12 protein-coding genes and 1 tRNA gene are annotated in these 12,375 nt (G+C 53.7%); 11 read left to right on the forward strand and 2 right to left on the reverse strand.

Annotation, left to right across the window (positions count from 1 at the left end):
• Positions 1-38: 38 nt before the first annotated feature.
• From lsrA to N6G83_RS28275, 9 genes are all read left to right on the forward strand, one after another.
• Entirely contained in the window at positions 39-1,607 is a 1,569-nt protein-coding gene (gene lsrA / locus N6G83_RS28235; RefSeq protein ID WP_211136443.1) for an autoinducer 2 ABC transporter ATP-binding protein LsrA, read from the forward strand.
• Positions 1,601-2,650 carry an autoinducer 2 ABC transporter permease LsrC gene (gene lsrC, locus N6G83_RS28240; RefSeq protein ID WP_074028679.1) on the forward strand — a complete coding sequence of 350 codons (1,050 nt, stop codon included), beginning with the start codon at positions 1,601-1,603 and terminating at the stop codon, positions 2,648-2,650. Before lsrA ends, lsrC begins: the two co-directional genes overlap by 7 nt.
• Positions 2,647-3,648: an autoinducer 2 ABC transporter permease LsrD gene (gene lsrD / locus N6G83_RS28245; protein ID WP_211134862.1), complete on the forward strand. Its 1,002-nt coding sequence runs from the start codon at positions 2,647-2,649 to the stop codon at positions 3,646-3,648. Before lsrC ends, lsrD begins: the two co-directional genes overlap by 4 nt.
• A gap of 42 nt (positions 3,649-3,690) precedes the next feature.
• On the forward strand, positions 3,691-4,713 hold the full coding sequence (gene lsrB / locus N6G83_RS28250; RefSeq protein ID WP_024528856.1) for an autoinducer 2 ABC transporter substrate-binding protein LsrB: 1,023 nt from the start codon (positions 3,691-3,693) through the stop codon (positions 4,711-4,713).
• Between the two features lie 34 nt (positions 4,714-4,747).
• Entirely contained in the window at positions 4,748-5,623 is an 876-nt protein-coding gene (gene lsrF / locus N6G83_RS28255; protein WP_024528855.1) for a 3-hydroxy-5-phosphonooxypentane-2,4-dione thiolase, read from the forward strand.
• Positions 5,624-5,678: 55 nt separating this feature from the next.
• Entirely contained in the window at positions 5,679-5,969 is a 291-nt protein-coding gene (gene lsrG / locus N6G83_RS28260; RefSeq protein WP_024528854.1) for a (4S)-4-hydroxy-5-phosphonooxypentane-2,3-dione isomerase, read from the forward strand.
• Positions 5,970-6,189: 220 nt separating this feature from the next.
• Positions 6,190-6,279, forward strand: a tRNA-Ser gene (locus N6G83_RS28265).
• Positions 6,280-6,955: 676 nt separating this feature from the next.
• The gene (locus tag N6G83_RS28270; RefSeq protein ID WP_024528853.1) at positions 6,956-7,165 is read left to right on the forward strand and encodes a hypothetical protein; all 210 of its coding nucleotides are present in this window, start codon (positions 6,956-6,958) and stop codon (positions 7,163-7,165) included.
• 101 nt (positions 7,166-7,266) lie between these two features.
• Positions 7,267-7,647 (forward strand): DUF1622 domain-containing protein, encoded by a 381-nt coding sequence (locus N6G83_RS28275; protein WP_024528852.1) that lies wholly within the window; start codon positions 7,267-7,269, stop codon positions 7,645-7,647.
• A gap of 37 nt (positions 7,648-7,684) precedes the next feature.
• Here the strand turns inward: N6G83_RS28275 and N6G83_RS28280 are convergent, their stop codons facing one another.
• Positions 7,685-8,800, reverse strand: a complete 1,116-nt coding sequence (locus tag N6G83_RS28280) for a GGDEF domain-containing protein (RefSeq protein ID WP_199062941.1) — start codon at positions 8,798-8,800, stop codon at positions 7,685-7,687.
• Positions 8,801-9,001: 201 nt separating this feature from the next.
• On the opposite strand from N6G83_RS28280, the gene N6G83_RS28285 reads away from it, so the two are divergent.
• Together N6G83_RS28285 and dauA are read left to right on the forward strand one after the other, a co-directional pair.
• The gene (locus tag N6G83_RS28285) at positions 9,002-9,487 is read left to right on the forward strand and encodes a heme-degrading domain-containing protein (protein ID WP_211134858.1); all 486 of its coding nucleotides are present in this window, start codon (positions 9,002-9,004) and stop codon (positions 9,485-9,487) included.
• Between the two features lie 228 nt (positions 9,488-9,715).
• Entirely contained in the window at positions 9,716-11,407 is a 1,692-nt protein-coding gene (dauA, locus tag N6G83_RS28290; protein ID WP_074028669.1) for a C4-dicarboxylic acid transporter DauA, read from the forward strand.
• Between the two features lie 87 nt (positions 11,408-11,494).
• On the opposite strand, the gene kdsA is transcribed toward dauA, so the two are convergent.
• Entirely contained in the window at positions 11,495-12,349 is an 855-nt protein-coding gene (gene kdsA / locus N6G83_RS28295; protein ID WP_021181107.1) for a 3-deoxy-8-phosphooctulonate synthase, read from the reverse strand.
• Positions 12,350-12,375: the final 26 nt, after the last annotated feature.

Here is a 12,375-nt window from a genome sequence, read left to right on the forward strand (position 1 = left end):
TCAACTCAGTCACTCGTCTTCGAGTGAACGGAGGCAAGATGCAAACCGGTGAATACTCAGATCCACCTCTGCTCTGTGTACAAAATATCAATAAGCACTATTCCGGTGTTGAGGTGCTGAAAGGCATCGACTTTACCCTGCATGCCGGGGAGGTACATGCCCTGCTCGGCGGTAATGGCGCAGGGAAGTCCACGCTGATGAAGATCATTGCTGGCGTAGTACCACCGGACGGCGGCACTATCGAGATCAATGGCCAGCGCTGTGCCAGCCTGACCCCGGTAAAAGCGCATCAACTGGGGATCTATCTGGTGCCGCAGGAACCGCTGTTATTCCCCAGCCTGTCGGTTAAAGAGAATATTCTGTTTGGCCTGCCTGCCAAGCGGGCTGCGGTTGAAAAAATGCAGCAGTTACTCGAACTGTTGGGATGCAAACTTGAACCCAACAGCATGGCAGGGTCGCTGGATGTGGCTGACCGCCAAATCGTTGAGATCATGCGGGGATTAATGCGTGATTCCCAGATCCTGATCCTGGATGAACCCACGGCGTCGCTGACGCCTGCCGAGACGGACCGATTATTTGCCCGCCTGCATGAACTGCTTGGCAAAGGTGTCGGTATCGTCTTTATTTCCCATAAGCTGCCGGAAATACGCCAGATTGCTGACCGCGTTAGCGTAATGCGTGACGGCAAAATCGCCCTAACGGGGAAAACCGCCTCGCTGACCACGGATGAGATTATTCAGGCAATCACCCCTGCAGCCCGTAATGTGGATCTCTCCGCCAGCCAGAAACTGTGGCTCGAGCTGCCTGGCAATCGGCCAGCCAACCCTCAGGGCAAAGCCGTATTGCAGTTGAGGGAGCTCACTGGTGAAGGCTTCCGGCAGGTAACACTCAACGTCCACGCAGGAGAAATCCTGGGTCTGGCTGGCCTGGTCGGCTCCGGGCGTACCGAGTTGGCTGAAACGCTGTATGGATTGCGCCCAGCCAGTGCGGGCAGCATCATGCTCAATGGTGAAGAGATCGCTGAACTGAGCACTCGCCAGCGGTTGCAGCGTGGGCTGATCTATTTACCGGAAGACCGGCAGTCTTCCGGGCTGTACCTGGATTCATCGTTATCTTGGAACGTCTGTGCCCTGACCCACAATACCGGCGGGTTCTGGGCCCATCCACAGCGTGATAACGCCACGCTTGAACGTTATCGCCGGGCGCTGAATATCAAATTCAACCACCCTGAACAACCGGCACGCACCCTGTCCGGCGGTAATCAACAAAAAATACTGATCGCCAAATGCCTGGAAGCAGCGCCACAGCTGCTGATTGTCGATGAACCGACCCGTGGCGTCGACGTCGGTGCACGCAACGATATCTATCAGCTCATTCGGAGCATTGCCCAGCAGCATGTCGCGATCCTGTTCATCTCATCCGATCTCGAAGAGATAGCCATGATGTCCGACCGCGTCTGCATCATGCATCAGGGCGAGGTGGCAAGCAGCGCACTGTGTGGCAAAGAGATTACTGTGGATACCATTATGCATATGGCCTTTGGCGAACAACACGTTGCATCTCCCTCCTCCTATCAACCTCATACCAACGGGGAGACCTCATGCTAAAGATGATACAAAACAACCGAGAGCTGACGGCATTGCTGGCCATCATCGCTCTGTTTGCGCTACTGGGGAGTATTGATAGCAGCTATTTCAGTTTTCAGACGCTGACCATGATCTTCAGCAGTTCGCAAATCCTGATGTTGCTGGCCATCGGTGCGGCGCTGGTCATGCTGACCCGTAACATTGATGTCTCGGTCGGTTCCATCACCGGGATGTGTGCGGTGCTGCTTGGGATAACGCTCAATGCCGGATACAGCTTGCCCGTTGCCTTTAGCGTCACGCTGTTACTCGGTTTACTGGCGGGCTTTTTTAATGGGGTGCTGGTCGCCTGGTTTAAAATTCCTGCCATAGTCGCCACCCTGGGCACCCTTGGTCTTTATCGAGGCATCATGCTGCTATGGACCGGAGGTAAATGGATTGAGGGGTTGCCAAGTTCGCTCAAGCAACTTTCTTCACCGGTGCTGCTGGGCATCTCACCGATTGGCTGGCTAACCTTACTGCTGGTGGCGTTAATCGCCTGGTTACTGTTGAAAACCTCATTTGGCCGCAGCTTCTATGCGACCGGTGACAACCTGCAGGGTGCTCGTCAACTCGGGATCCGCACTGAGGCTATCCGCATCATCGCTTTCTCGCTTAATGGGCTAATGGCGGCGCTCGCCGGGATCGTGTTTGCTGCACAGATTGGCTTTATTCCCAACCAGACCGGCACCGGCCTGGAAATGAAGGCCATTGCCGCCTGCGTGCTGGGAGGTATCAGCCTGCTTGGTGGTTCTGGCACGGTGGTGGGGGCCATTCTGGGTGCCTATTTCCTGACGCAGATCGACAGCGTGCTGGTACTGCTGCGCATTCCTGCCTGGTGGAACGACTTTATCGCTGGCCTGGTTTTGTTGGGGGTTCTGGTGTTTGATGGCCGCCTACGCTGCGCCCTGCAAAACAATATCCGCCGCCAGAAATATGCCCGGTTTATCGATCCCCCTCCCTCGCCCCCCACATCCCCTCACACCACCCAACTCCCTACCCAGGGAAAAAAACGGGAGATCGCATGATGGCACAATGGCGACGTTTCGGCTGGGAACTGGCGCTGGCCGCCCTGCTGCTGATTGAGATCCTGGCATTCGGGGTCGTTAATCCACGCATGCTGGATATTAATGTCCTGCTGTTCAGCACCAGCGATTTTATCTGTATTGGCATTGTGGCACTGCCGTTAACCATGGTGATCGTCAGTGGCGGCATTGATATTTCATTTGGTTCCACCATTGGTCTGTGCGCCATTGCGCTAGGGGTGATGTTCCAGGCGGGTCTGCCCTTGCCGTTGGCAATAGCGATAACGCTGGCCTTGGGCGCCCTGTGCGGTTTGATCAACGCTGGATTGATCATCTACACCGGTATCAATCCTTTAGTGATCACCCTCGGCACCATGTACCTGTTTGGCGGTAGCGCCCTGCTGCTTTCGGGCATTTCTGGTGCCACCGGCTATGAAGGCATCGGCGGATTCCCGATGGCCTTTACCGATTTCGCCAACCTGACGGTGTTCGGCCTGCCAATTCCGCTGACCTTCTTTATGGTTTGTGTCCTGCTGTGCTGGCTGCTAATGCACCGGACACACGCCGGGCGCAACATTTTCCTGATTGGCCAAAGCCAGCGCGTAGCGCAATACAGTGCGATCCCGGTTAACCGAACGCTGTGCGCCCTGTATGCGATGACTGGATTTGCTTCAGCCATTGCTGCGGTGCTGCTGGTTTCCTACTTTGGCTCGGCACGTTCCGACCTCGGCACCTCCTTCCTGATGCCAGCCATCACGGCGGTAGTACTTGGCGGGGCAAATATTTACGGCGGCTCAGGTTCCATTCTCGGTACCGCCGTAGCCGTCTTGCTGGTCGGTTATCTGCAACAAGGATTACAAATGGCTGGCGTGCCTAATCAAATCTCCAGCGCACTTTCCGGGGCGCTACTGATTATTGTCGTCATGGGCCGCTCCATCAGCCTGCATCGGCATCAAATCCGAGAGTGGCTCCAACGACAACGCAGCACACATCAGGTTTGAGCCAGGACACATCTTCTGACAACGCGATATACGGAGAACAACATGACCCTACAACGTATCAAAAAAATCGCACTTTTAAGCGTACTCGGCATGGCTTCGCTAAGCATTGGCGTACAGGCGGCAGAGCGCATTGCCTTTATTCCCAAACTGGTGGGCGTCGGCTTTTTCACCAGCGGAGGTAATGGAGCATTAGAAGCGGGGAAAGAGCTGGGCGTTGACGTAACCTACGATGGCCCAACCGAACCCAGCGTTTCCGGCCAGGTGCAGTTGATCAACAACTTCGTTAACCAGGGCTATAACGCCATTATCGTCTCTGCCGTCTCCCCGGAAGGGCTGTGCCCGGCGTTAAAACGTGCCATGCAGCGTGGCGTGAAGGTCTTGACCTGGGACTCAGACACCAAGCCCGAATGCCGCTCTTATTACATCAATCAGGGTACGCCAGCCCAACTCGGAGGCATGTTGGTCGATATGGCAGCCAATCAGGTGAAGAAAGAAAAGGCCAAGGTCGCCTTTTTCTATTCCAGCCCGACGGTTACCGACCAAAACCAATGGGTGAATGAAGCCAAGCGTAAAATCGAAAAAGACCATCCGGGCTGGGAGGTGGTCACCACGCAGTTTGGTTACAACGATGCCACCAAGTCACTGCAAACCGCCGAAGGGATCCTGAAAGCCTATGGCGATCTGGACGCCATCATCGCCCCGGATGCCAATGCCCTGCCCGCAGCGGCCCAGGCGGCAGAAAACCTCAAGCGTGACAATGTGGCGATTGTGGGGTTCAGCACCCCAAACGTCATGCGCCCTTATATTCAGCGCGGCACGGTTAAAGAGTTCGGCCTGTGGGACGTGGTAGAACAGGGGAAAATTTCGGTTTACGTGGCCAACGCCCTACTGAAAAACGGTGAATTGAAGGTTGGCGACAAGCTCGACATCCCTGGTGTGGGCCAGGTAGAGGTTTCACCAAACAGCGTACAAGGCTACGACTACCAGGCAAAAGGCAATGGCATCGTGCTGCTACCTGAGCGCGTGGTGTTCAATAAAGACAATATCGACAAATACAACTTCTAACCTATCGCCCCGACTGTTTGAAGGGAGTAATACAATGGCTGATTTAGATGACATCAAAGATGGTAAAGACTTCCATATTGACCAACCGCAGCAAAATGCCCTGTTTAGTTTAAAAGGGTGCGGTGCGTTGGATTGGGGCATGCAGTCCCGCCTGGCACGCATTTTTAACCCCCGCACTAACCGAACCGTGATGCTGGCCTTCGACCACGGGTATTTCCAAGGACCGACGACCGGGTTGGAGCGGATTGATATCAACATTGCGCCGCTGTTTGCGCATGCAGACGTGTTGATGTGCACTCGGGGTATTCTGCGCAGCGTGATCCCGCCAGCCACCAACAAACCCATCGTCCTGCGCGCTTCCGGAGCGAACTCCATTCTGACCGAATTGAGCAATGAGGCGGTGGCTGTCGCCATGGACGACGCGGTGCGTCTGAATAGCTGTGCCGTCGCCGCACAGGTTTATATCGGTACGGAACATGAACACCAGTCGATTAAAAACATCATCCAACTGATCGATGCGGGTCTGAAAGTCGGCATGCCCACTATGGCGGTGACTGGCGTCGGGAAAGATATGGCGCGCGATCAGCGTTATTTTTCACTGGCCACGCGTATCGCCGCCGAGATGGGGGCGCAAATCATCAAGACTTACTACGTGGATAAAGGATTCGAACGCATTGTGGCTGGCTGCCCAGTTCCCATCGTCATCGCCGGTGGGAAGAAACTGCCAGAACGGGAAGCGCTGGAGATGTGCTTTCAGGCCATCGATCAAGGGGCGTCCGGGGTAGATATGGGGCGGAATATTTTCCAGTCAGAAAGCCCGGTTGCCATGATCAAGGCGGTGCACGCCATCGTTCATCAGAACGAAACTGTAGAACACGCCTACGAACTTTTCCTCAGCGAAAAAGGCTGATACGGCTGAAATGCGGGCCGGTTTTCCAGGCCCGCCCCAATCAAGGAGGCTGATTATGCACGTTACCCTGGTCGAAATTAACGTTCATGACGACAAGGTTGAACGGTTTATCGAGGTGTTTCGGCAAAACCATCTGGGCGCGATCCAGGAAAAGGGCAACCTGCGCTTCGATGTGTTACAGGACCCGGACATCCCCACGCGCTTTTATATCTATGAGGCCTACGCCGATGAACAAGCGGTTGCCTTCCACAAAACGACCCCGCACTACCAAGCCTGTGTCGAAGAGTTGGAGTCGCTGATGACGGGTCCACGTAAAAAGACGGTCTTTGTTGGTTTGATGCCCTGAAGGCTTGCCCCACCTTGCCGCTGGGGCAAGCAATGAAGTTCGTTTTTGAACAGCACCTGTCAACAGGTGCTGGGCTAAACAAACGCGGTATTCCGGCCTTGATTTACGGCAAAGCGGCGACGGCTTAACCACCTGAGCTAAAACCGTAAAAATATTCTTGACCGGTTAACCGACTCTCCCTATAGTAGCGCCCCGTTGCACTGAGTAACGCGCAACGTACGGTGAGGTGTCTGAGTGGCTGAAGGAGCACGCCTGGAAAGTGTGTATACGCGTAAGTGTATCGAGGGTTCGAACCCCTCTCTCACCGCCATATTTTAAGAGAAAGTCTGAACTCACGTTCAGACTTTTTTTTTTGCATGTAACACAGTCAGAGAGGGGTGAGAAGCCTCGACAGGGTTCGACAAAATGGCTCGCAGCGCAGAGACATTTTGGACGGCCGACGGGCCGCCCGCAGGGTGAGCTTGCGAATCAAGCCCTCTCTCACCGCCATATTCCAAGAGAAAGTCTGAATTCACGTTCAGGCTTTTTTTTGCATGTAACACAGTCAGAGAGGGGTGAGAAACCTCGACAGGGTTCGACAAAATGGCTCGCAGCGCAGAGACATTTTGGACGGCCGACGGGCCGCCCGCAGGGTGAGCTTGCGAAGCAAGCCCGAACTCACCGCTATAAAACAAGAAAGACTGAGCTATTGGCTGTCAGTTCATACTACTCATTTCCCCTCTCCCACAATATAGATCGAGTGCCACATTAACAGTGCATTGGGGAGAGGGAGCGGGTCCAGAGCTGCGGTCAGATACAGTAGACAAATTGTGGCACGTTCGGTCCCCTTGAGGGTGAGGGGGGCGGCGTCAAGGTAGCTGTAGCCTCTCGACGATACAATCGGACAATTTATCACCATACTCTGTTTAAGCAAAAGTTAGAAAGTATTTGCTACTATACTCATAGCGCTATAATTTAGTTACTTTACTCACGACACAGGTATCATCATGACTAATCAGCATACTAACGGCGAATTGACTGAAGAACAAAAAAGAGAAATTGACTTAATAGCATTACAACGAGTCCAGGCAATGAATAGTGATGAGTTCCTTTGCCAGCGCATTGATGAAAAAGTTCACGCGATGGAAGATCACGTCAAAGCTTATTTCAATAAGTGTTTCTCACTCCACTTAAACAACAAGCGTAGCGAAAAGTAAAATCCTTTACGGGCCTGTGCGAAAACGCCCTATTCCAAGCCAGCAACTAAGCACGGTTTGTCTGTGAGAGGCTAAGAAACATGGAAAACGGAGCTAACTAATTGGAAAGTATCAAAGAAATAATTATCTATTTCTCTCTAATGCTACAGGTTTTTTTAGAGTTTCTCTCCGTTATTTGCGTTTTTGTCGGGCTGGTAAAGGCACTTTATACCACAATAACCAAAGTTAAAAGTCAGTCCATACTCTATTTGATAAGGGCGCGCTTTGGAACCTGGCTTGCTTTAGCGTTAGAGTTTCAATTAGCGGCTGATATCCTGGCAACGACAATCAACCCTAGCATGGAAGAGTTGATTAAACTGGTAATCATTGCCGTGATACGTACATTCCTTAATTACTTTTTATCTAAAGAGTTGGATTATGCCGAAAACAATGTTGCTGTCGTCGATAAAACCGACGCAACAACGCTGGAGGGGAAAAAGTAAAAGCGTCAAAGAAAGCATAGTTTGCACCCGGGCCAGGCTAAGACTTCTTAGCCGCCATAGGGCTATACCTCTTCCCCAACTGTGATAGCGACATCAAACGGCTGCTGACCACGCGGTTTTTACCCTCGCGTTTAGCGTCATACAGCGCTTCATCCGTCATCTCTATCGCTTTCTCCACCGACATACCGGCCAGGTAGAGCGAGGTGCCAATAGAGATGGTCAACCGCATCGCCTCCCCACTCTCGGTAATAAAATCAAATCCTTCCACCCGGCTGCGAATGCGTTCCGCCACGGCCGCAATATGCTGCGGTTCATAACTGGACGTGATGACCATAAATTCCTCACCACCGTAACGTCCGACAAAGTCCTCATCACGTACACAATCCTTCAGAATGCCCCCCACGCTGGCCAACACGCCGTCACCAGCCAAATGGCCATAGGTATCATTGACCTGTTTGAAATTGTCTAAATCCAGCAACATCAGGCCACAAGACTCCCGCTGGGCATGCTGCAGCATCATTTTGTAGTCCACGCTGGCACGGTTGTTGATGTGGGTCAGGCTGTCGGTCGTCGCCTTGCTGCGCATGGAGAAAAAGGCGTTAATATGGCGCTCTTTAAAGCTCAGGGCGTGGTAGCAAATCGCCAGGCACAGCGCCGATGCGGCCTGATACAACAGAATATCCAGCCACAGTTCCCGGAAGTTGACCAACGAGCAGACCACGGCAATGCGGTAGAGTGCAATGATACCAATGGTAAGATAAAACACCCGATTCGATTTTTTCCGCCAGACTCCCGTTAGCAGCAGCGGCAAGACGATCGAACCGATAAACAGATTATCCAGCGTAAAGCCGCCGTTAAAGCTAAAGTTCACCAGATAGCACACCACCCCACTGACTGCACCACCGAAAAACAGCACCAGAATCATCGGGATCATGGCAAAGCTGTAATAAATATTACCGGTGAGCAACAGCCGAGACTGATTCAGATACAGCACCGCCAGCCCCGCCAGCACACCAAATAACACCCGTTTCCACACGGCGGACTGGTAGGAAAAAGGGGCGTTTCTGCTAAGTGCAAAGTAGGCTACCGACAGCGTGGCATAGGTGATGCACGCGTCACTGTAAAAAGACGAGATCGACGCAATATATGTCATAACTATTCGGCATACTCCAGGATGCGGCAATGTTGTTTTTCGGGTTATTTTTGGCAACGGCCCCCTGTAATACCGCTTCCGACAGCACTCACCATACTAAAAATGACAATGACCAGGCGGGTATATGTTATTGCCAGGCAATCTATGTCCTATCCTCAGTTCAGGATAGTCTGTTATCCATCACACCACGGGGAAAATCTGATGAATATCGATGATGAATTGCAAGCGCTGGCGACACAAGAAACGGACCTTACCTTCCACCATTTCGACCATGCCACCGCGTGGGAGCTGGGCCTGGCGCTAAAAAATGCCGCAGAACATCGCCAATTACCCATCGCTATAGAAATTCAGCTAAGCGGACAAACGCTGTTTTATTACGCCATGCCAGGGGCAACGCCAGACATTGCCGACTGGGTGCGGCGCAAGCGTAACGTGGTCAACCATTTCCATAAAGGCTCTTATGCCGTGGGATTACGCCTGCAACAACGGCAAGTCACGCTGGAAGAGAGATATGGCCTCAGCGTACGTGACTATGCCGCCCACGGCGGCGCATTCCCCATCAACCTGCTCAATGTGGGTTGCGTCGGTTCCATCTCTCTTTCTGGCTCCCCTCAGCTCGAAGACCATCATCTACTGGTCAGCACTCTTGCTCAGTTTCTAGGCTTACCCTTGCCCTCAGTACACTAAGCGATAAAAGCTGCGCTTTTCCCCCAATCAACAGCGGACGATCTGCACAGGCTGGCGCTTGGCGCAAATGATCCGCTGAACAAATATAAATTAATCACGATCCTGATGCTTTGATACAAATCTAGGTATCGGCGGGCAGAAAGGGGTATGGTATCTACCAGCTATTCCGAGACGGACCTCCATGGCCCGCCATTCCGTTCTCTTTTATAGACTTGGTTTGCAACTTAGATGAAAACGCACGAAATCAACGGTATCCGCCCTTTTAGCGCCCTGATAGATGCCTGCTGGCGTGAACCCTATTCCCTTCAACGTCTGCTGAAAGATGCCATTGCCGGGGTCACCGTCGGCATCATTGCCATACCTCTGGCGATGGCGCTGGCCATTGCCAGCGGCGTTCCCCCCCAGTATGGGCTGTATACCGCCGCCATTGCTGGCATCGTGATCGCTGTCAGCGGCGGTTCACGCTACAGCGTTTCCGGCCCCACTGCGGCGTTTGTGGTGATCCTGTTCCCCGTTTCACAGCAGTTTGGGCTCTCTGGCTTATTGATTGCCACCATGCTGTCTGGCGTATTCCTGCTGATTATGGGGTTAGCGCGGCTTGGCCGCCTGATCGAGTACATTCCACTTTCAGTCACGCTTGGGTTTACCTCCGGGATCGCCATCACCATCGCCACCATGCAGGTGAAGGATTTCTTTGGCTTACGGCTGGCGGAAGTGCCGGAAAACTACATCGGCAAGGTCAACGCGCTGTTGCATGCTTTACCCACTCTGGACTATGGCGATACGCTGATTGGCGCGGTCACTTTGGTGGTTCTGCTGCTGTGGCCGAAGCTGGGGCTGCGTATTCCCGGCCACCTGCCCGCCCTGTTGGCTGGCACCGCGGTGATGGCTATCCTGGCTCAGTTCGATCATCAGGTTGCGACCATTGGCTCCCGCTTCAGTTTCGAACTGGCCGACGGCAGCCAGGGCCAAGGTATCCCGCCGATCCTGCCACAGTGGCTATTGCCTTGGCATCTGCCTGCTGGCGATGGTAAACCGACAGAACTGAGCTGGCACCTGCTTTCCGCCCTATTACCGGCAGCCTTTTCCATGGCGATGCTTGGGGCGATCGAATCGCTGCTGTGTGCGGTAGTGTTGGACGGTATGACGGGCAAAAAGCATCACTCCAACGCCGAACTGATTGGCCAGGGCGCAGGTAACATCATCGCTCCGTTCTTCGGCGGCATCACCGCGACGGCCGCTATTGCCCGCTCGGCAGCCAACGTGCGGGCAGGGGCAACCTCACCTGTTTCAGCTATCATCCACTCGTTAATGGTACTGCTGTCCTTACTGGTACTGGCACCATGGCTGTCCTACTTACCGCTGGCGGCGATGGCCTCGCTGCTGCTGTTGGTTGCCTGGAACATGAGCGAGGCGCATAAAGTGGTTTATCTGCTGCGCCGGGCACCGAAAGACGACATTTTGGTGATGCTGCTGTGTATGTCGTTGACGGTGCTGTTTGATATGGTGATTGCCATTACCGTTGGCATCGTGCTGGCCTCACTGCTGTTTATGCGCCGAATCGCACGCATGACCCGCCTGAGCGAGTTGAGCGCCGAGGATGGCCGGCTGGTGCTGCGCGTCAACGGGCCGCTGTTCTTCGCCGCTGCCGAACGCGTGTTCAACGATCTGCTGGTACGCGGTGAAAACTACCACACCATCATTCTGCAATGGGATGCCGTGCCGGTGCTGGATGCCGGGGGACTCAACGCGTTGCAACGTTATATCGACGCCCTGCCCGCCGAAAAACAGCTGGTGATCACCGATATTCCGTTCCAGCCGCTAAAAACCCTGGCTCGTGCGCGCATGAAGCCAATCGATGGCAAGCTGCATTTCTACCCCACCCTGCCAGAAGCGCTGACCGCGCTAAACGCCCAATAAAGCAAAAGGCCCGACAGATTCATGTCGGGCCTTCAGATTGGCGAGCGCAGCATACGGCGCCCCCACAGCGCTATTTGTCAGCAGCCGTTAGTTGCTGGTATCCAGCTCAGCGAAGCTTTTCACCAGATCGTCGATGGCTTTCATCTGTACCAGGAACGGTTCCAGCTTATCCAACGGCAACGCCGAAGGACCATCGCATTTAGCATTGCTTGGATCTGGGTGCGCCTCGATAAACAGGCCAGCCAAACCTACAGCCATACCGGCACGAGCCAGCTCTGCAACCTGCGCGCGACGGCCACCAGAAGCCGCACCAAACGGATCGCGAGTTTGCAGGGCGTGGGTCACGTCAAAGATCACCGGATGGCCACCGGTCACATTCTTCATCACGTTGATACCCAACATGTCGACCACCAGGTTGTCATAGCCAAAGTTGCTGCCGCGATCGCACAGGATAACCTGATCGTTGCCACCTTCTTTGAACTTATCGACGATATTGCCCATCTGGCCCGGGCTGACGAACTGCGGTTTCTTGACGTTGATCACCGCGCCGGTTTTCGCCATGGCTTCAACCAGGTCGGTTTGACGTGCCAGGAAGGCTGGCAGTTGGATCACATCAACCACTTCGGAAACTGGCTGCGCCTGTGCGGCTTCATGCACATCGGTGATAATTTTCACGCCGAAGGTGCTTTTGATTTCCTGGAAAATCTTCATCCCTTCTTCCAGGCCTGGGCCACGGTAAGAATGGATAGATGAACGGTTGGCTTTATCAAAAGAGGCTTTGAAAACGTAAGGGATGCCCAGTTTTTGCGTCACGGTGACGTAGTGTTCGCAGATGCGCATCGCCAAATCGCGAGATTCCAGTACGTTCATACCGCCGAACAGTACAAACGGTAGATCGTTCGCTACCTTGATGTCGCCAATGCTGACTACTTTCTGTTCCATGCTTGCACCTTATTGATTAATAAATC

Source organism: Serratia sp. PL7 (assembly GCF_945957435.1).

Bases quoted from the DNA above. Each gene is read 5' to 3' on its own strand.
- lsrA (WP_211136443.1), top strand. From the start codon at position 39: ATGCAAACCGGTGAATACTCAGATCCACCTCTGCTCTGTGTACAAAAT.
- lsrC (WP_074028679.1), top strand. From the start codon at position 1,601: ATGCTAAAGATGATACAAAACAACCGAGAGCTGACGGCATTGCTGGCC.
- lsrD (WP_211134862.1), top strand. From the start codon at position 2,647: ATGATGGCACAATGGCGACGTTTCGGCTGGGAACTGGCGCTGGCCGCC.
- lsrB (WP_024528856.1), top strand. From the start codon at position 3,691: ATGACCCTACAACGTATCAAAAAAATCGCACTTTTAAGCGTACTCGGC.
- lsrF (WP_024528855.1), top strand. From the start codon at position 4,748: ATGGCTGATTTAGATGACATCAAAGATGGTAAAGACTTCCATATTGAC.
- lsrG (WP_024528854.1), top strand. From the start codon at position 5,679: ATGCACGTTACCCTGGTCGAAATTAACGTTCATGACGACAAGGTTGAA.
- N6G83_RS28270 (WP_024528853.1), top strand. From the start codon at position 6,956: ATGACTAATCAGCATACTAACGGCGAATTGACTGAAGAACAAAAAAGA.
- N6G83_RS28280 (WP_199062941.1), bottom strand. From the start codon at position 8,800: ATGACATATATTGCGTCGATCTCGTCTTTTTACAGTGACGCGTGCATC.
- N6G83_RS28285 (WP_211134858.1), top strand. From the start codon at position 9,002: ATGAATATCGATGATGAATTGCAAGCGCTGGCGACACAAGAAACGGAC.
- dauA (WP_074028669.1), top strand. From the start codon at position 9,716: ATGAAAACGCACGAAATCAACGGTATCCGCCCTTTTAGCGCCCTGATA.
- kdsA (WP_021181107.1), bottom strand. From the start codon at position 12,349: ATGGAACAGAAAGTAGTCAGCATTGGCGACATCAAGGTAGCGAACGAT.